16 protein-coding genes are annotated in these 19,323 nt (G+C 69.5%); 7 read left to right on the top strand and 9 right to left on the bottom strand.

What is annotated here, in order from left to right; all coding sequences use genetic code 11:
• Positions 1–125 precede the first annotated feature (125 nt).
• On the top strand, positions 126–3,290 hold the full coding sequence (locus tag JJQ90_RS24965) for an efflux RND transporter permease subunit (RefSeq protein WP_216879017.1): 3,165 nt from the start codon (positions 126–128) through the stop codon (positions 3,288–3,290).
• Positions 3,291–3,371: 81 nt separating this feature from the next.
• Positions 3,372–5,069, top strand: a complete 1,698-nt coding sequence (locus JJQ90_RS24960) for a thiamine pyrophosphate-dependent enzyme (RefSeq protein WP_216879016.1) — start codon at positions 3,372–3,374, stop codon at positions 5,067–5,069.
• 89 nt (positions 5,070–5,158) lie between these two features.
• On the opposite strand, the gene JJQ90_RS24955 is transcribed toward JJQ90_RS24960, so the two are convergent.
• Entirely contained in the window at positions 5,159–6,946 is a 1,788-nt protein-coding gene (locus tag JJQ90_RS24955; RefSeq protein ID WP_216879015.1) for a gamma-glutamyltransferase family protein, read from the bottom strand.
• 131 nt (positions 6,947–7,077) lie between these two features.
• Here JJQ90_RS24955 and phnN point away from each other — a divergent pair, with 131 nt between their 5' ends.
• Entirely contained in the window at positions 7,078–7,608 is a 531-nt protein-coding gene (phnN, locus tag JJQ90_RS24950) for a phosphonate metabolism protein/1,5-bisphosphokinase (PRPP-forming) PhnN (protein WP_230410980.1), read from the top strand.
• Here phnN and JJQ90_RS24945 read toward each other — a convergent pair.
• Genes JJQ90_RS24945 through phnG form a run of 8 tightly spaced genes read right to left on the bottom strand, consistent with a single transcriptional unit; the run spans position 7,547 to position 13,747 of the window.
• A complete protein-coding gene (locus JJQ90_RS24945) occupies positions 7,547–8,218 on the bottom strand; it encodes a DUF1045 domain-containing protein (RefSeq protein ID WP_216879120.1) in 672 nt (223 codons plus the stop codon). The two genes, phnN and JJQ90_RS24945, sit on opposite strands and share 62 nt — an antisense overlap.
• Entirely contained in the window at positions 8,218–9,357 is a 1,140-nt protein-coding gene (locus tag JJQ90_RS24940; RefSeq protein WP_216879013.1) for an alpha-D-ribose 1-methylphosphonate 5-triphosphate diphosphatase, read from the bottom strand. The genes JJQ90_RS24945 and JJQ90_RS24940 overlap by 1 nt, the downstream gene beginning before the upstream one ends.
• Positions 9,354–10,052 (bottom strand): phosphonate C-P lyase system protein PhnL, encoded by a 699-nt coding sequence (gene phnL / locus JJQ90_RS24935; RefSeq protein ID WP_216879012.1) that lies wholly within the window; start codon positions 10,050–10,052, stop codon positions 9,354–9,356. The genes JJQ90_RS24940 and phnL overlap by 4 nt, the downstream gene beginning before the upstream one ends.
• Entirely contained in the window at positions 10,049–10,807 is a 759-nt protein-coding gene (gene phnK / locus JJQ90_RS24930; RefSeq protein WP_216879011.1) for a phosphonate C-P lyase system protein PhnK, read from the bottom strand. The genes phnL and phnK overlap by 4 nt, the downstream gene beginning before the upstream one ends.
• Positions 10,804–11,646 carry an alpha-D-ribose 1-methylphosphonate 5-phosphate C-P-lyase PhnJ gene (locus tag JJQ90_RS24925; protein ID WP_216879010.1) on the bottom strand — a complete coding sequence of 281 codons (843 nt, stop codon included), beginning with the start codon at positions 11,644–11,646 and terminating at the stop codon, positions 10,804–10,806. The genes phnK and JJQ90_RS24925 overlap by 4 nt, the downstream gene beginning before the upstream one ends.
• A complete protein-coding gene (locus JJQ90_RS24920; RefSeq protein ID WP_216879009.1) occupies positions 11,643–12,713 on the bottom strand; it encodes a carbon-phosphorus lyase complex subunit PhnI in 1,071 nt (356 codons plus the stop codon). The genes JJQ90_RS24925 and JJQ90_RS24920 overlap by 4 nt, the downstream gene beginning before the upstream one ends.
• Before the next feature lie 3 nt (positions 12,714–12,716).
• A complete protein-coding gene (gene phnH / locus JJQ90_RS24915; protein ID WP_216879008.1) occupies positions 12,717–13,274 on the bottom strand; it encodes a phosphonate C-P lyase system protein PhnH in 558 nt (185 codons plus the stop codon).
• Entirely contained in the window at positions 13,271–13,747 is a 477-nt protein-coding gene (gene phnG, locus JJQ90_RS24910; protein ID WP_268958719.1) for a phosphonate C-P lyase system protein PhnG, read from the bottom strand. Before phnG ends, phnH begins: the two co-directional genes overlap by 4 nt.
• Positions 13,748–13,873: 126 nt before the next feature.
• On the opposite strand from phnG, the gene phnF reads away from it, so the two are divergent.
• The 4 genes from phnF to JJQ90_RS24890 all read left to right on the top strand — a co-directional run.
• Positions 13,874–14,635: a phosphonate metabolism transcriptional regulator PhnF gene (phnF, locus tag JJQ90_RS24905; protein ID WP_216879006.1), complete on the top strand. Its 762-nt coding sequence runs from the start codon at positions 13,874–13,876 to the stop codon at positions 14,633–14,635.
• Positions 14,635–15,777: an alpha-D-ribose 1-methylphosphonate 5-triphosphate diphosphatase gene (locus JJQ90_RS24900; RefSeq protein ID WP_216879005.1), complete on the top strand. Its 1,143-nt coding sequence runs from the start codon at positions 14,635–14,637 to the stop codon at positions 15,775–15,777. Before phnF ends, JJQ90_RS24900 begins: the two co-directional genes overlap by 1 nt.
• Before the next feature lie 191 nt (positions 15,778–15,968).
• Positions 15,969–16,958 (top strand): Bug family tripartite tricarboxylate transporter substrate binding protein, encoded by a 990-nt coding sequence (locus tag JJQ90_RS24895; protein WP_216879004.1) that lies wholly within the window; start codon positions 15,969–15,971, stop codon positions 16,956–16,958.
• Between the two features lie 204 nt (positions 16,959–17,162).
• Positions 17,163–19,323 (top strand): autotransporter-associated beta strand repeat-containing protein (locus tag JJQ90_RS24890; protein WP_216879003.1); only part of this gene is annotated, 2,161 nt, incomplete at its 3' end.

Raw genomic sequence — 19,323 nt, 5'->3', positions numbered from 1 at the left:
TGATCCGGGCCTGATCCTCGGATCGGCGCCCGGATCGGTGACAGAACGCCTCCGTTTTCAGCAGCCTGCCATTCCGGGACGCCAGCGATGCGGCCCGTGCCAGGACAGCCCAGGGAAGCCGTGCGATGGTGCTCTCGGACGTTTCGATCAAGCGACCGGTCTTCGCCATGGTCATCAGCCTGATGCTGATCGTGCTCGGCCTCGCCGCGCTGATGAAGTTGCCGATCCGCGAATATCCCGCGATCGACCCGCCGGTGGTCTCCATCACCACCACCTATCTCGGCGCTTCCGCGGGGGTGGTGGACACCCAGATCACGGAGATCATCGAGGCGGCGGTGGCGGGGATCGAGGGCATCAAGGTGATGACCTCCTTCTCCCGCGACGAGCGTAGCCAGGTCACCATCGAATTCCAGCTCTCCCGGGATGTCGATGCCGCCTCCAACGATGTGCGCGACCGTGTGGCCCGCGCCCTGGCGCGGCTGCCGGACCAGGCGGATACGCCCGTCGTGCAGAAGGTGGATGGCGATGCGCGGCCGATCCTCTGGGTGGCGCTGACCTCCGACCAGCTCAACGGCATGGAGCTGACCGAGGTCGCCCGCCGCCGCTTCGCCGACCAGCTCGCCATCGTCGAGGGCGTGGCCCAGGTGCTGGTGCTGGGCGAACGCAAGCCGTCGATGCGCATCTGGCTGGACCGCCAGGCGCTGGCCGCGCGCGGCCTGACCGTGCAGGACGTCGAGGATGCGATCCGCCGCGAGAATATCGAGCTGCCGGGCGGCCGCATCGAGGGCACGGCGCGCGAGCTGACGGTGCGCACCGACACCCGCATCAGCCATCCGGACCAGTTCCGCCAGGTGGTGCTGGCGCGTTCCGGCGGCGGGCAGGTGCTGCTGGGCGATGTGGCGCGGGTGGAGGTGGCGCCGGAGGATACGCGCGGCGGCTATCGCATCAACGGCCGGCCGGGCGTCGGCCTCGGCATCCTGCGGCAGTCCACCGCCAATACGCTGTCGGTCGCCGATGGCGTGAAGGCGGAGGTGGAGCGCATCCGCGCCTCCATCCCGGACGGCGTCGAGGTGGTGATCGGCTATGACGAGAGCACCTTCATCGCCCAGTCGATCTATGAGGTGCAGCACGCGCTGATGATCGCGCTGATCCTCGTGGTCGTCGTGATCTTCTTCTTCCTGCGGTCCTGGCGCGCCACCATCATCCCGGCCGTCGCCATCCCGGTCTCCATCATCGCCTCCTTCATCGCTCTGTCGGCGCTGGGCTTCTCGCTGAATGTGCTGACCCTGCTGGGGCTGGTGCTGGCGATCGGCCTGGTGGTCGACGATGCCATCGTGGTGCTGGAGAACATCCACCGGCGGATCGAGGAGGGGGAGGCGCCGCTGCTCGCCTCCATCCGCGGCGCGCGGGAGATCGCCTTCGCGGTCATCGCAACCACGCTGGTGCTGATCGCGGTCTTCGTGCCGCTGTCCTTCATGGGCGGCAATACCGGGCGGCTGTTCACCGAATTCGGCTTCGCCCTGGCGGCCTCCGTGCTGTTCTCCGGCCTCATCGCGCTGACGCTGACGCCGATGATGTGCTCCAAGCTGCTGCGCGCGCATGAGGGCGATAGCCGGCTGGTGCGCTGGACCGAGCCCTTCTTCCTCGGCATGAACTGGCTGCTGCGGACCACCCTGCGCCGGGCGCTGGCCGCGCCGGTGCTGACCATGGGCGCCGTCGCGGCGCTGACCGGGCTGGCGGTGCTGCTGTTCGCCATCCTGCCGAAGGAATTCGCGCCGACCGAGGATCGCGGCGTCATCATCATTCCGACCACCGGCCCCGAGGGTGCCTCCTTCACCTATACGCAGGAGCATGTGGAGCGGGTGGAGCGGGTGCTTCAGCCCTTCGTCGACAATGGGGAGATCGCCTCCCTGTTCGCGACCGTCGGCGGCTTCCAGCGCCCGGCGCAGGCCAACCAGGCCAATATCTTCATGCGCCTGGCCCCCTGGCATGAGCGGTCGCGCAAGCAGCAGGTGATCGCGGCGGAGATGATGCCGGGGCTGCTCGGCATTCCCGGCGTGCGGGCCTTCGCCCTGAACCCCCCCTCGCTCGGCCAGCGCGGCTTCCAGCCGCCTGTGCAGTTCGTCATCGGCGGCACCAGCTACGATACGCTGGTGGAATGGCGCAACGCCTTCCTGGAACGTGCCCGGCAGAATCCCCGCCTGCTGAACCTCGACAGCAACTACCGCGAGACCAAGCCCGAAATCCGCGTCGAGATCGACCGCCGCAAGGCCGCCGAGCTCGGCGTCTCCATCCAGTCCATGGGCCGCACCATCGAGACGATGCTGGGCTCGCGGGAGGTCGGGACCTATGTCCAGGGCGGGCAGGAGTACAAGATCCTGCTCCAGGCGCGGGAGGAAGACCGCGCCAGCCCCTATGACCTGCAGAACATCTTCGTCCGCACCAGCAATGGCGGCGCGCTCGGCCTGATCGCCGGCGCCGGCTCCTCCCAGGGTGGGCTGGTGCCGCTGTCGAACGTGGTGACGCTGTCCGAACGCGCCCGGCCGCAGAGCCTGGCGCGGGAGGATCGGGTGCGCGCCATCACCATCAGCGCCTCGCTCGCCCCGGGCTATACGCTGGGCGAGGCGCTGGCCTTCATGGAAGGCGTGGCGCGGGAGGTGCTGCCGCCGGAGGCGCGCATCAGCTATCGCGGCCAGAGCCTGGAATTCAAGGAAAGCTCCAGCGCGCTCTACGTCACCTTCGCCATGGCGCTGCTCGTGGTGTTCCTGGTGCTGGCGGCGCAGTTCGAGAGCTTCATCCACCCGCTCATCATCCTGATGTCGACGCCGCTGGCCGTCACGGGTGGTCTGCTGGCACTGCATTTCACCGGGCTTTCGCTGAACATCTTCAGCCAGATCGGGCTGGTGCTGCTGATCGGGCTGATGGCGAAGAACGGCATCCTGGTGGTGGAATTCGCCAACCAGCTTCGCGACCGTGGGCTGACGGTGCATGACGCGGTGCTGGAGGCCTCCGTCACCCGGCTGCGGCCGATCCTGATGACCTCCATCGCGACCGCCTTCGGTGCCCTGCCGCTGGCCATGGCGACGGGGGCGGGGGCGGAAAGCCGGCAGGCGCTGGGCGTGGTGATCGTCGGCGGCGTGACCTTCTCCACCTTCCTGACGCTCTATGCCGTACCGGCGCTGTATCTGCTGCTGGCGCCCTTCACCAAGCCGATCGGCGCCATCGCGCAGAAGCTGGCGGAGCTGGAAAACGCCCAGCGCGCGCCGCACCACCCGGCCCCGGCCGAATGACCTCGCGGGGGACGGGCGGAGTAGGCGCGGGCGTCCTGCCGGGCTAAATCCCCCGGGAAGATTTCCTGGGGAGAATCCGGCGTGGCGCATGCGGCAGTTCAGCATTCCGATGGCATCGAGGCCCGCACGGGCGGGCAATTGCTCGCCGATGCCCTGGTCGCCAATGGCGCGACCCATGTCTTCGCCGTGCCCGGCGAGAGCTACCTCGACCTGCTGGACGGGCTGTACAACCAGCGCAACCGCATCGAGCTCGTCACCTGCCGCTTCGAGGCCGGCGCCGTCCATATGGCGGAAGCCCATGGCAAGCTGACCGGCAAGGCCGGCGTCGCCATCGTCACCCGCGGCCCCGGCGCCTGCCATGCCGCCATCGGCGTCCATGTCGCCTTCCAGGACAGCACCCCGCTGGTGCTGCTGGTCGGCCAGATCCCGATGAACGAGACGGACCGGGAGACCTTCCAGGAGGTCGACTACCGCCGCTTCTTCGGCCCCATCGCCAAGTGGGTGACGCAGATCGACGAGGCGGCGCGCATTCCGGAACTGATGGCCCATGCCTTCGATGTCGCGACCAGCGGCCGGCCCGGCCCGGTGGTGGTGGCGCTGAGCGAGGAGATGCAGAAGGACCTTGCCAAGGTGCCGGATATCGGCCCGGGCGCGGTGATGCCCGCCCATCCGGCGCCGGCCGCGCTGGACCGCATGATGGAGATGCTGGGCAAGGCGGAACGCCCGCTGGCGATCCTCGGCGGCAGCGGATGGACGCCGGACGGCAAGGCCGCGATCCGCGACTTCCTGGTGGGTAACGACATCCCCGTCTGTGTCTCCTTCCGCCGGATGGGGCTGTTCGATGGCACTTCCGCCCATTATGCGGGCGATCTCGGCGTCGGCGCAGATGCCGGGCTGGTCGCCAAGGCCCGCGAATCCGACCTTATCCTGGCCTTCGGCACGCGGCTGGGTGAGCCGGTGAGCCAGGGCTACACCCTGTTCGACTTCGCCGGGAAGCAGCCGATCATTCAGGTCCACCAGGACCAGGCGGAGATCGGCCGCGTACATCGCGTGGCGCTCGGCATCACCGCCGATGTCAACGCTTTTGCGGCCGCCGCCGCCGCCCTGCCGCGCATCGCCCAGCCGGCCTGGGGCGCGTGGCGCAAGGCCGTGCGCGCCGCGCGGGAAGCCCAGGCCAAGCCGCCGAGCTACGACGGTCCGCTGAACCTCGCCATCGCCCTGCAGGAACTCGAAAAAGTCCTGCCGGCGGATACGATCTACACCTCGGATGCCGGCAACTTCGCCACCTGGCCGAACCGCTTCATGCATGTGCGGGAGGGCCAGGACTTTCTCGGCCCGACCAATGGCGCCATGGGCTATGGCATCCCGGCCGCCATCGGCGCCGCCATCACCCACCCGGATCGCACGGTGGTCTGCTTCGTCGGCGATGGCGGAGCTTTGATGACCGGCCAGGAAATGGCGACTTGCTTCCACCACAATGCGGCGCCGATCATCCTGGTCTTCAACAACGGGATGTACGGCACCATCCGCATGTACCAGGAGCGCACCTATCCCGGCCGCGTGTCCGGCACCAAGCTGACCAACCCCGATTTCGCGCGATTCATCGAGGCCTTCGGCGGGCATGGCGAGGTGGTGGAAGCGACCGACGAGTTGGTGCCGGCCTTCCAGCGGGCCAAGGCGAGCGGCAAGGCGGCGATCATCGAGGTGCGGATGAACCCGGAACAGGTGACCAACCGCGCCACCATCGAGCAGCTTCGGGCGCAGGCCCAAAAGGGCTGATCCAATAGGGCTGAGCCAAGTCCCTATTCCATGAAAAAGCCGCCAGGGTGTCACCACCCTGGCGGCTTTTTCATGCGTAGCGTCGCGGGTCACCGCCCGACGGCGTAGCCCTGCATGCCGCGCGGATTGGCGCCCGCGAAAAGCTGGCCGTCCTCCTCCTGCCGCGCGCCGCTGAGCCGGCCCTCGGACCATTCGCCGCCGACATCCACCACATGGCCGCGCGCCATCAGCATCCGCGCCACCTCCGGCGCGTAGCGGCCTTCCAGCACGGCCTTGCCCGGGCGGGCCACGCGCGGCCAGAAGCTGCTAGGCCAGTGCTCCGTGTGGAAGGAAGGCGCGTCGATCGCCTGCTGGATGTTCAGCCCGTGGTCGATCATGCGCGACAGCATGATGGGCTGCCACTGGTCCTGCTGCTCGCCGCCCGGCGTGCCGAAGGCCATCCAGGGGCGACCCTCCTTCAGCACCATGGCCGGGGACAGCGTGGTGCGCGGCCGCTTGCCGGGCTTCAGCCCGTTCGGCAGCGACTCATCCAGCCAGAACATCTGCCCGCGCGTGCCCAGGCAGAAGCCCAGCCCCGGCACCGCCGGCGAGGACTGGAACCAGCCGCCGGAGGGTGTGGCGGAGACCATGTTGCCCTGGTTGTCGATGATGTCGATGTGGCAGGTATCGGCGCTGGAAACGCCGAGCCGCGCCACGGTCGGCTCCCCGGCCCCCGGCGCGCGGGTCAGCAGCGCCACGCGGCTGGCGGCGTCCTGGTCCACCCAGGGGGTGGTCATGCCGGGCAGGGTGCCGGGGCGGAGTTCCAGGCTCGCCGCATCGCCGATCAGCTTGCGGCGCTCGGCGGCGTAGTCGTCGGACAGCAGGTGGTGGATGGGGACATCGACGAAATCGGGGTCGCCGTAGAAGGCCTCCCGGTCCGCGAAGGCCAGCTTCATGCATTCGATGACGGTATGGGCGAATTGCTCGCCCAGCGGGTCCATGGCGCCGACATCGAAGCCCTCCAGCAGCGCCAGCGTCTGCAGCATCGCCGGCCCCTGGCTCCAGACGCCGCATTTCAGCACGGTGTGGCCGCGATAATCGCGCCGCAGCGGTGCTTCCTGGCTGGCGCGCCAATGCGACATGTCATGCGCCGTCAGCACGCCCTTGTGGCGCTCGCCGGAAGAATCGAGCAGCGCGTCCTTGGCGAAGAACTCGCCGATGGCCTCGGCGACGAAGCCGCCATACCAGGCGTTGCGCGCCGCATCGATCTGCGCGACCCGGTCATGGCCCGCCGCCTCCGCCTCCCGCAGCACCCGTTCCCAGGTTTTCCCCAATGTGGGGTTGGCGTAGAGGCCGCCGGCCACCGGGCCGCCGTTGCGCAGCCAGATTTCGGCGGAAGTCGGCCATTCGGATTCGAACAGCGGCTTCACGGTGTTCAGCGTGGCGACCACGCGGGGCACGTAGTGGATGCCGCGATGGGCATAGCCGATGGCATAGGACAGCACGTCGCGCAGCGACCAGGTGCCGTAGTCGCGCAGCATCAGCGCCCAGGCATCGAAGGCGCCGGGGATCATCGCCGGCAGGAAGCCGGTGCCGGGGATCAGGTCGAGCCCCAGCTCCCCCTTCACATGGGCGACGGTCAGCCCGGCGGGCGCCACGCCCTGGCCGCAGATCACGCGCTGCGCGCCGGCCTTGGCGTCATGGATGATGATGGGGCAGTCGCCGCCCGGGCCGTTCAGATGCGGCTCCGCCACCTGAAGCGTGAAGCCCGCGGCCACCGCGGCATCAAAAGCATTGCCGCCCCGCTCCAACACCGCCATCCCGACCTGGGAGGCGATCCAGTGGGTGGAGGCGACAACGCCAAAGGTGCCGGCGATTTCGGGGCGCGTCGTGAACATTCGGGGTATTTCCGTCTGGCGCTTGAGATCGGCGATAGGCGCAGGCAGAAGCGTCACGGTCAATATTGCGGTGCGCAAGAAGCATGCTGGTGCCAGTGGTCGGACCCTCCGGGGCGGGCAAGGATACGCTGATGGCGGGCGCGCGCGCCGCGCTGGAAGGCGATGCCCGCTTCCTCTTCGCCCGCCGCTGCATCACCCGCCCTGCGGAAGCGGGTGGCGAGGATCACAGCCCGATGACGGAGCCGGAATTCGAGGCCCTGCGCGAGGCCGGCGGCTTCGCCTTGTGGTGGCGCGCACATGGGCTGCTCTACGGCATTCCGATGGCCGCGGCGCAGGCGCTGGAGGAAGGCCGGGTGGTGGTGGCCAACCTGTCCCGCACCGTGCTGGCAGAGGCGGCCGCGCGCTACCCGCTGCGCATCCTGAACATCACCGCGCCGCTGCCGGTGCTGGCCGCGCGGCTGGCGGCGCGGGGGCGGGAGGATGCGGCGGATATCGCCTCCCGCCTGGCGCGGGAGGCCGCGCTGCCCCCCGGCCTGCCGGTCGAGACCGTGATGAATGACTCGACCGTGGCTGAGGGCACCGCGCGGGTGCTGGCCGCGCTCAACCGAGCAGCGGCAGACGCTCGGCCAGCAGGAAGGGCGCACCCGGCCCCGCCTGGGTGAACAGGCACAGCTCCGTCACACGCCGGGGCAGGGACGGGGCCTCGCCCAGGAAGGCGGTGACGGCGGGGCGCACCACCTCCATTTCCGCGTCGTTCAGGCGGCGGGAGAGGGTGACGTGGAACCACCAATCCTCGAACACGTAGTGGTAGCCCCAGCGATGCAGGTTTTCGCGCTGGCGCTCCGTCAGGCGTTCCGGCCTGCGGCGGGCGATTTCCGTCTCGGTCGGCGGCACGCGATGGGCGTCGAGGCCAGCGACGCAGGCATCGGCGAAGGCCTGCAATTCCGGCGAGCGCTCCGTCTCCAGCAGCGCCAGGAAGCCGTGATGCTCGGCGACCTGGAGCGGCGGCAGGGCGAAGGGCCTGGTGCGCAGCGCCAGCGCCATCGCGTCCTCGCGCAGCGCGGCCCAGGAGGTGGCGATGCGGAAGGGCGGCTTCACCGTGGCATGCAGGCCATAGCCGCGGGCATCGCGGGTGATCTCGGCGATGTCGAGGCCGGGAAGGGTGGGCTGCGCCAGGGTGGCGCCGGTCTCGGTATCCCGGCCCAGCCATTGGGAGCCGAGGCGATGCAGCGGGTCGTCGATGCGCGGCGCCCAGTAGATGGCGGCGCGCATCACGCGATGCGCTCACCGGCCCGCCACACCTTGCGAACCACCGCATGTCCTTCATGCGGCCGGATCTGCACCAGGTCGGCGCGCAGCCCCGGCTCCAGCCGCCCACGATCGGTGAAACCCGCCATGCGGGCGGCCGTGTCGGTGATCATGGCGATGGCCGCCGGCAGCGTCGCATGGCCCTGGCCGGCGGCGAGCCAGGCGGCCTCGACCATGGCGGGCGGCACATAGTCGCTGGCCAGCACATCCACCGCCTGGTCATGCATCAGGTCGGACACCGCCACATTGCCCGAATGGCTGCCGCCGCGGACGATATTGGGCGCGCCGGCGATCACCTGCACGCCGAGCTTCTTCGCGGCCTGCGCGGCTTCCAGGGTCACCGGGAATTCGCTGATGGTGATGCCATCCGCCGCGTTGCGGGCGATGCCCTCCGGGCTGTCATCGTCATGGCTGGCCAGTGGCAGCTTGCGATGGGCGATGCGATCCAGCAGCCAGCGACGGTTCGGCTCCAGCAACTGGGCGCGCTGTTCCAGCAGTTCGGTGATGCGCTTGTCGACCTGCTCGGCCGTCTTGCCGTTGCGGATGCGCATCTGCCGGTAGCGCTCCACGTCCCGGTACTGCCCGACGCCCGGGGAGTGGTCCATGAAGCTGACCATCCGCACCAGCGGATGGTCGGCCGCCATCTCCACCAGTTCGCGCATATCGGCGGCCGGGATTTCGCAGCGCAAATGGAGGAAATGGTCCGACTTCAGCAGGCCGGTGCCGGCCAGCGCGTCCAAGTCCTTCACACCCTCCACGAAGGTCTGGGTGCGACCGACATCGAAGCCGAGGTCGCCGAGGCACAGCGCATCCAGCACCGTGGTCACGCCGGCCGCCGCCGTCTGGCTGTCATGCGCCAGCATGGCGGAACGCGACGGCCAGCGCGCCGTCGCGCGCGGCTGCACCTGGCGTTCCAGATTGTCGGTATGCACATCGACGATGCCGGGGATCAGATGGTCCCCATCCAGGTCGATGGCGCCGGGGGCGTGGCTGCGGCCGGGCTGGATTTCGGCAATGCGGTCGCCGCGGATCACCAGCGTGCCATGCAGCACCTGGTCCCGCAGGATGAGCTGGGCATTGGTGAGGATCATTTCGGGATTCATGCGGCGTCCTGGATTGGCAAAACCTCGAACAGGCGATCGGCCACCTGGTCGCGGATTTCGGTGTCGTGGAAGATGCCGATCAGCGCCGCGCCGCGGGCCTTGGCCTCCGCCATCAGGGCCACGACGACCTGCCGGTTGACAGGGTCGAGGCTGGCGGTGGGCTCGTCCAGCAGCAGCACGGGGTAGTCCGCGGCAAAGCCGCGCGCCAGGTTGATACGCTGCTGCTCGCCGCCGGAGAAGGTGGCGGGCGGCAGGTTGTGCAGCCGGGCAGGCAGGTTCAGGCGGGTCAGCAATTCGGAAGCGCGGGCCTGCGCGGCCTCGGCCGGCACGCCGCGCGCGCGCAACGGCTCCGCCACGATGTCGCGGGCGCCGATGCGGGGGATGACCCGCAGGAACTGGGAGACGTAGCCCAGGGTCTCCTGCCGGATCTCCCGCACCAGCCGCGGGTCCGCCGCTGCGAGGTCGACCATCGCGCCGCGATGGCGGATCAGGATGCGACCCGCGCCGGCGCCGTAATTGCCGTAGAGGCAGCGCATCAGCGTGGATTTTCCCGCGCCCGAAGGCCCGGTCAGCGCCACGCATTCACCCGGCGCCACGCTGAAATCCACGTTGTCCAGCACGGGGATGCGGACATCGCCTTGCAGGAACAGACGAAAAACCTTGGAAAGGCCCTCGGTGACCAGGGAGTGGTTCATGCCGCCAGCACCGAACTGACCAGGAGTTGCGTATAGGGGTGCTGGGGATCGTCCAGCACCCGGTCGGTCAGCCCGCTTTCCACCACCACGCCGTGCCGCATCACCAGCATCCGATGCGCCAGCAGCCGGGCGGCGGCGATGTCATGCGTCACGATCAGCACGGCGAGGCCCAGATCCGCCACCAGGGCGCGGATCAGGTCCAGCAGCCGGGCCTGGACCGAGACATCGAGGCCGCCGGTCGGCTCGTCCATGAAGACCAGCTTTGGGAGTGTCACCAGGGTCCGCGCGATCTGCAAACGCTGCTGCATGCCGCCGGAGAATTTGGCGGGGACCTCGTCCATGCGGGCGGGGTCGATCTCGACCCGGGTCAGCCAGTGGGAGGCCTGTTCGCGGATGTTGCCGTAGTGGCGGGCGCCGGTGGCCATCAGCCGCTCACCGATATTGCCGCCGGCCGAGACCGCCATGCGCAGCCCGTCGCGCGGGTTCTGATGGACGAAACCCCATTCCGTGCGCATCAGGCGCCGCCGCGCGGCCTCCGACATGCCCAGCACGTCCTGGCCGAGATAGGAAACCTCACCCCCATCCGGGCGCATCAGACCGGAGAGGACCCGGAGAAGCGTGGTCTTGCCGCTGCCGGATTCGCCGACGATGGCGACGACCTCTCCGGGATGGATTTCGAGGTCCACGCCATCCAGCGCGGCGATGCGGCCGAAGCGGAGGGTGAGGTCCCGAGCCGTCAACAAGGGGGCGTTCATTCCGCCGCCTCCTTCATCGCCTGCCGCTCGGCGCAGAAATCCGTGTCGGAGCAGACGAAGATGCGGCCGCCGACGTCATCCGTCAGCACCTCGTCCAGGTAGGTGTCGCGCGAGCCGCAGAGTTCGCAGGCATGCGGCGCGCGGATCGGCCGGAAGGGATGGTCGTCGAAGTCCAGGCTTTTGACCGAAGTGTAGGGTGGCACGGCATAGATGCGCTTCTCCCGCCCCGCGCCGAACAATTGCAGCGCCGGCATCCGGTCCATCTTCGGATTGTCGAAGGCCGGAATGGGCGAGGGCGACATCAGGTAGCGACCATTCACCATCACCGGGTAGCTGTAGCTGGTGGCGATGTGGCCGTGGCGGGCGATGTCCTCATAGAGCTTCACATGCATCAGCCCGTAATCGGCCATGGCATGCATCCGCCGCGTCTCCGCGATGCGGGGTTCCAGCCGGCCCAGCGGTTCCGGGATCGGCACCTGGTAGACCAGGATCTGATCCTCCCGCAGCGCGCGTTCGGGGATACGGTGGCGGGTCTGGATGATGCTGGCCTCCGCCGTGCTCTCGGTCGTCGCGATGCCGGCGGTACGGCGGAAGAAGGCGCGGATGGAGACGGCATTGGTGGTGTCGTCGCTGCCCTGGTCGATCACCTTCAGCACATCGGCCGGGCCGAGGATGGCGGCGGTCACCTGGATGCCGCCCGTGCCCCAGCCATAGGGCAGCGGCATCTCCCGCGATCCGAAGGGCACCTGGTGGCCGGGGATGGCGACGGCCTTCAGGATGGCGCGGCGGATCATCCGCTTCGTCGACTCATCGAGATAGGCGAAGTTGTAGCCGCTCACGATGTCTTCTCCACCGAAGCACGCATCGTGCGCACGCTTTCCAGTTCCGACTGGAAATCGACGTAATGCGGCAGCTTCAGATGCTCGACGAAGCCGGTGGCCTCGACATTGTCGCAATGGGACAGCACGAATTCCTGCTGCTGCGCGGGGGAGTCGGACGCCTCGCCGAGCTCCGGCGCGCGCAAAGCGCGGTCGACCAGGGCCATGGACATGGCCTTGCGCTCGCCATGGCCGAAGACCAGGCCATAGCCGCGGGTGAATTGCGGCGGCTCCGTGCGGCTGCCCTTGAACTGGTTCACCATCTGGCATTCGGTGACGGTGATGTCGCCGAGGTCGATGGCGAAGCCCAGCTCCGGCGGGGTGAATTCGACGGCCACCTCGCCCATGCGGATCTCGCCGACGAAGGGGTGGTTGCCGCCATAGCCGCGCTGGGTGGAATAGCCGAGCGACAGCAGGAACCCCTCATCGCCGCGCGCAAGCGCCTGGAGGCGCAGCGGCCGGTCGGCGGGGAAGGAGAGCGGTTCGCGGGTCAGGTCGCCCGGCTCCGCCTCGATCGAAGCCTCCCGCTGCATCAGCCCTTCGCGCGCCAGCATCTCGGTCACGCGCGGCGTGGCCTCCGCGCTCGCTTCGGCCTCAGGCGGCCCGCTGCGCGGCCCGCCCGCGGCAGCCAGGGAAAAATCCAGAAGGCGGTGGGTGTAGTCGAAGGTCGGGCCGAGCACCTGGCCGCCGGGCAGATCCTTGTAGGTGGCGCTGATGCGGCGCTGGATGGCCATGCGGTCGGTGTCCAGCGGCAGGCTGGCGCCGAAGCGGGGCAGAGTGGTGCGATAGGCGCGCAGCAGGAAGGCGGCCTCGATCAGGTCGCCCTTGGACTGCTTCACCGCCAGCGCGGCGAGTCCCCGGTCGTGGCAGGACCCCTCCGCCATCACCCGGTCTACCGCCAGGCCGAGCTGTTCGGCGAGCTGGGCCGCGGTGATCTCCGGCAGGCTGGTATCGCCACGGCGGGTTTCATCCAGCCAGGCATGGGCTGCGCCGATGGCGCGCTCGCCGCCCTTGGTCGCGACATACATGGCTCAGCCTTCCTCGATCGCGACGCTGCGCGGCAGAGCGGCGATGACATCCCCGGCGCAGAGGATGACATCCACGCCGCAGGGCGCGCGCAGGCGATTGGCGGCCCAATCGGCCAGGAAGCCTTCGGGCGCGCCGGCGACGCGCAGGCGATGCAGATGCTCGATGCCAGGGCCGGTCAGCCGCCAGCCGGCGCCTTCCTCCAGCGCCGATACCTCCAGGATCAGGGTGGCGCCACGTTCCGGTTCTTCCTCGTTCCCCGGCGAAAGGGCGCGCAGCGGCGCATTCAGTACGAAATCGGCGGCGCCCACCTCAGCGAGCGGCGCGCCGCAATGGAAGCGGACCCAGGCCTCGGCCTCTGCCCCCGCATCCAGGCAGAGCGGCGTGGTGGCATCCACCAGGGTCAGCAGCAGCGCTGCGGCGGCGGGGGACAGGCCAGGCGGTGCCTCCGGCGGCACCGGCAGGCGCTGCACCAGGCCGGGACGGCTCATCGCCTGGAGCACGGCGCGAAAGGCGGCCTGACCGTCGAGGACCGGGTCGGCGAAGCCGGGGAAAGTGGTCATCGCATCTGGGTCATGGTGAAGAACTCCACGCGGGTGGCCGCCGCGCGCCGGGCCTGGGCGTCGCGCCGCGCGGCCTGGGCCTCGGCCAGCGGGGCGATCACCGCCGCTTCCAGCGCCGGGCGCCGGGCCGGGTTCTGCATCAGCGCATCGACCAGCGCCGCCAGCTCCGCCTGCCTTGCATCGCGACCGGCGACATAGCCATGGCCGACGACGCCATCCTCCAGCCGCAGGCTGCAGCGGGTGACGGTCATCTCGCCGAGGTTGAAGGGCGCGCCATCGCCGCCGGCGCGGCCGCGGACCATCACCAGCCCGGTTTCGGGCCCGCGCAGCCGGCGATGTGGCGGCGGTGGGGGCAGGGCATCCAGGCGCTCGGCGATTTCCGCGGCTTGGGCCCTGGCCAGGATGGACATCCAGCGGCGCCGTGCGGGAGGATCGGAGGGAGCGTTTGGGGTATCGGTGGGGCTGTCGGTCATGGGATGCTCTATTTGTCTAGACGACTAGTCGTCTGCCCCGATAAGGTCAAGCAAAACTCGCATGAAGCGAGCGGAAGAGGTTTGAAGTTTCCATGACGCATCACACGGAGCAGGGCGGCAGCCGCCATGAATGACGATCCCCAGGCGGGGGACCCGTTGCCCGGTATTCCACTCGCGCGCGGTGAGGGTGTGGCGCTGTGGCGCCAGATCGCCCAGCGGCTGGAGCGTGACATCGCCGGCGGCACCCACCCCCCCGGCGCCCGGCTGCCGACAGAGGCCGAGTTGGCCGGGCAATACGGCGTCAACCGCCACACCGTCCGCCGCGCGATGGAGGAGCTGGAAGGCCGCGGGCTGGTCCGCATCGAACAGGGCCGCGGCAGCTTCGTGGCGGAGGATGTGGTCGATTACCGCCTCGGCCCGCGCACCCGATTCTCCGAGATCATCCGCCGGCAAAGCCGCGAACCCGGCGGGCGCATCCTGCGCATTCAGGAGATGGCGGCGGAGACCGGGCTGGCGGAACAGCTCGGCATCAGGCGCGGCCGGCCGGTGGTGGTGGTGGAGCGGCTGGGCCTGGCCGATGGCCGGCCGCTGGTGCTCGGCACCCACCATTTCCCGGCAACCCGCTTCGGCCGGCTGCCGGAGCTGCTGCGCCAGAATCCCTCGATCACCGATGCGCTGGCCGCCTGCGGCGTGCCGGATTACCGCCGCCGCGTCACCCGCATCACCGCCCGCATGCCGAGTGCGGAGGAGGCGGAACTGCTTCAGCAATCGCGCAACCGGCCGGTTCTGGTGACGGAGGCGATCAACACCGATCCGGAAGGCGAGGTGGTGGATGTCTCCACCGGTCGCTACGCCGCCGGACGGGCACAGCTTGTGGTGGAATCCTGATGACAGCCTGGTTGATCGAGCGCGGCACCGCGCTGCTGGACGGCGCGTTGCGGAAGGCGCCGGTGGCGCTGGCCGATGGCTTGGTGGCGGAGGGCGTGCCAGAGGGCGCGCGGCGCTTCGACGCCGAGGGGCTGCTGGTGCTGCCCGGGCTGGTGGACGTCCACGGCGATGCGCATGAGCGGCAGATGCAGCCGCGCCCCGGCATCGGTTTTCCGCACGCGCTGGGGATGCGCGATTCGGCGGCGCAGTTGCTGGCCGCTGGCATCACCACCGCATGCCTCGGCGTGACCCTGTCCTGGGAGCCGGGCCTGCGCGGCATCGCCGCCTGGCGGGCCACGCTGGCGGCGGTGGAGGCATTGCGCGGGCAGGGCGGCTGCGACCTGCGCATCCATTGCCGGCACGAGGCCGACAATCTGGAGGTGATGGAGGAATTGCTGGCCGACATCGCCGCCGGCCGCGTCGCCCTGCTGGCCTTCAACGACCACACGCCCGGCATCGTCAAGCGCCTGCCGGATGCCGCCAAGGCCGCCGCCTATGCCCAGCGCGGTGGGGTGAAGGTGGCCGAATTCGCCGCTTTGGCAGAGGCCGCCATGGCCCGGCGGCCGGAGGTTCCCGCCGCCCAGGCGCGCCTCGCCGAGGCAGCCCGCGCCGCAGGCATCCCGATGCTGAGCCACGACGATGCGACGCCGGAAGCCCGCGCGGCCTTCCGGGCGCTGGGTGCGAAGGTCTGCGAGTTCCCGATGTCCGAAGCGGTGGCCCAGGCGGCGCGGGAGGCCGGGGAGCATGTGGTGATGGGCGCGCCGAATGTGGTGCGCGGCGGCAGCCATATGGGCTGGGGCTCGGCGGCGCCGATGGCCGAACAGGGCCTCGTGACCATCCTGGCCTCGGACTACTACTGGCCGGCGATGCTGGAAGCCGCCTTCGTCATGGTCGGCCGCGGCGTGCTGGACCTGCCGGCCGCCTGGGCGCTGGTCTCCACCAATCCGGCGGACGCGGCGGGGCTGGAGGACCGGGGGCGGATCGCGCCCGGGCTGCGGGGGGATGTTGTGGTGGTCGATGCGGCGCGGCGCGCGCCGGTCGCCACCTTCTGCGAGGGTGAATTGGCCTGGCTGGCGGCGGAGGCGGCGGGGCGCGTGGGCTAGCCCCGGCTGCCGGGCGCAGGAGCCGGCAGCCGGCAGCCGGCAGCGGGTTGCGCGGCATGGCCCGCGCGACGCCAGAAGTATCTTGTATCCTAGAATACCGAAGCTAGGCTGCGCGATCACTGGCCCAGCATGGCCGGCGCCGTCGCGCGCGCCGGACCCTGGAATCCCCACGACAAGCCAAGGAGGCCAGAATGTCCCAAGCCGCGCAGCAGCCGACCCGCCGGACCCTGCTTGCCTCCGCCGCCCTGCTCGCCGCCGCGCCGGCCGCGGCGCAGCCGGCCTGGAAACCCTCCCGCGACGTGCGGATCATCTGCGGCTTCGCCCCCGGTGGCGCCGGCGACATGATCTGCCGCCTGGCGGCCGATTCGCTCCGCGCCCAATGGGGCCAGTCCGTCATCGTCGAGACGCGCTCCGGCGCCGGCGGCATGATCTCCGCCGAGGTCTGCGCGCGGGCGGCGCCCGATGGCCATACGGCGGTGCTCGCCACCATGGGCATGCTGACGATCTCGCCCAACCTGCCGGGGATGACCCTGCCGATCGCGGTGGAGCGCGACCTGACGCCCATCGCCGCCGTCGCCGGCATCTACAAGATCCTGATCGCCTATCCGGAGGCGCCCTTCCGCACGGTGCCGGAGCTGATCGCGCGGGCGAAGGCCAATCCGGGGGCGATTGCCTATGGCTCCTCCGGCGTCGGCTCCAGCCCGCATCTGGCGGCGGAGCTGTTCGCCCGCATGGCCGGCGTGGCGTTCACCCATGTGCCCTATCGCGGCGGCGCCCCGGCGATGACCGACCTGATGGCCGGGCGGATCGCCTTCATGATCGGCAATATGCCGGACTTCCTGCCGCAGATCCGCGCTGGCGCGCTGCGTGGCGTGGCCTTCGGCGGCGGTTCCGCGGCGCCGGACCTGCCGGACCTGCCGCTCATCAAGCATTGGTTGCCGGATTATGACGTCAGCAACTGGTTCGGCTTCTGTGGCCCCGGCGGATTGCCGCCGCAGATCCTGACGGCCTGGAACGTCGCGCTGCAACAGGCGCTGGCCGATCCGCAGGTGCGCGCCCGCATGACCGCCAGCGGCATCCAGATCCTGGGCGGCCCGGTCAGCGAGTTCCAGGCGCGCATCGCGCGCGACGGCCAGCGCTGGAGCGAGGTGATCCGCGCGGCCGATATCCGTGCCGGCTGATTTCGCACCCTCCGCCGAGGAGGTGCGCGCGCAGCTGGCCGAATTCCGCGCCCGCCGCGGCTATCTGAACTTGAAAGGCGGGGTTTCGTAACGCTCCGGAACATGCATGAATCTGCCCGGTTTTGCGTTTTGTTGGAGAAAGCGGTGCGGTCTGGATCATCTGGCTATGGCGAGGCTCTGCGTAGCGGCACGGCGCTGACAAGCGTGCCGCGTTCTTCCCCGGTGCTGGTCTCGGCCGCCTTCGCGGCCGTGTGCGGCCTGGCGGCACCGGCCGCCGCGCAACCGGTCTGGATCGGACCGGGTACGGATTTCAACACCGGGGCGAACTGGAGCACCGGCATCGTGCCGGATGGCGGGGGGGCCATTTTCCAGAACACCGGGCCGACCAGCCTGTCCACCAGTGTCAATACGACCTTCGATGGCATCACCTATGCGGCCGGCGCGCCGACCTACACGCTGACCCTCGGCGACTTCGCGCAGTTTTCCGCCAGTGTTGTGAACAACTCCGGCGTCGAACAGATCATCGTTGTCCCCACCGGACAGACGCTGTTCATGCAGGGTTCGTCCGCCACGGGCACCAACGTCACCTACCAGCTCGTCGGCCAGATGTCGCTTGGTGACACCTCCCCGGGCGGGGAGTCGCGGTACGTCATCACGAACCGGCTCGTGCTCATGGGCGATGCGCGCAGCCTCACACTGGGTGCACTCAGCGGTACCGGCCTTTTGCAGAGCCTGACCGCCAACGACATCACCGCTCGCGTCGGCGGGCTCAATACCAATGACACCTTTTCCGGGCAGATCGTCCAGAGTCAGGCCGGCCTGATCCTTCTGGAAAAGGTCGGCACCGGCACGCTGACCCTGACGGGCGCCAACAGCCACACCGGCGTCACGACCATCACCGCGGGTACCTTGCAGGTGGGCGATGGCGGTACCACGGGCACGCTGGGCAACGGCGCGGTGGTGAACAATGCGGCGCTGGTGTTCGACCGTTCCGATACAGCGCTCGTCAGCAACGCCATCTCCGGCAGCGGCACGCTGACACAGGAGGGGACGGGCAGGCTGGTCCTGAACGGCGCCAATACCTATTCCGGCACCACGACCATCACCGCGGGCACCTTGCAGGTGGGCGATGGCGCCGCCGCGGGCACGCTCGGCAGCGGATCGGTGGTGAACAATGCGGCGCTGGCCTTCGACCGCAGCGATGCCGTGTCGGTCGGCAACCTGATCTCCGGCAGCGGCACACTGGCGCAGAATGGCAGCGGCGTGCTGACCCTGACCCGCGCCAATACCTATTCGGGTGGCACGACCATCAATGCTGGCACTCTTGCGCTGGATGATTTCGGCGCCCTGGGCACCGGCCTTGTGACCCTGGATGGCGGAACGCTGCGCGGCAATGTCACGGGCACGCTCAGCAACAACCTCGCTGTCGCCAACACCGGCCAGGGCACGGTCAGCGCGTTGACGGGCCAGACGGTGACACTCACCGGCCAGGTCCAGCTGGGCCAACAGGCCGGGCTCGTCTTCGGCAGCCTGGCCGATGCCGGCACCATCATCGCGCAGTTCAATTCGATTTCCCTCGATACTCTGTCGCGGCCCTCTCTGCGGATTGCTGGCGGTACAGTGGTCAGTGGCAATGGCAACATTGCCCAGCTCAGCGCCTTGGCCACCACCACCACGATCGATGCCGGCGCCACCTTCGACCTGAACGGCAACACACCGACAACCAGCTTCGCCATCAACGACCTGCGCGGCGCCGGGCGGCTGACGAATACGGGCGTCACCTATATCCGCGCGGGTGATTTCGCCGGCGAGATCGCCGGCACGGCGCAGTTGGAGAAAATCGGCGCGGGCACGCTGATCCTGACCGGCGCCAATACCTATTCCGGCGGCACGACCATCACGGGTGGCACGCTGCAGGTTGGCAGTGGCGGCACCACGGGCGGGCTGGGCGGCGGCGCGGTAGTGAACAATGGCACGCTGGCCTTCAGTCGCAGCGATGCGGTGACGTTCGGGGATGTCATCTCCGGCAGCGGCACGCTGACGCAGGCGGGCGCGGGCACGCTGATCCTGACCGGCGCCAATACCTATTCCGGCGGCACGACCATCAATGCCGGCACGCTGCAGGTGGGCAATGGCGGCACCACGGGCACGCTGGGCAGCGGCGCGGTGGTGAACAATGCGGCGCTTGTGTTTGATCGCAGCGATGCCGTGACGGTCGGCGGTGCCATTTCCGGCAGCGGCACGCTGGCGCAGGACGGCGCGGGCGCACTGATCCTGACCGGCGCAAACAGCTATTCCGGTGGCACGACGATCCAGACCGGCACGGTGCAGGTGGGCGATGGCGGCACCAGTGGCACGCTGGGCA

This window comes from Falsiroseomonas oleicola (assembly GCF_019029495.1).
In the GTDB taxonomy this organism is placed as follows: domain Bacteria; phylum Pseudomonadota; class Alphaproteobacteria; order Acetobacterales; family Acetobacteraceae; genus Falsiroseomonas; species Falsiroseomonas oleicola.
Note: the sequence above shows the minus strand (reverse complement) of the source record. Positions and strands in the feature narration are given on the sequence as shown.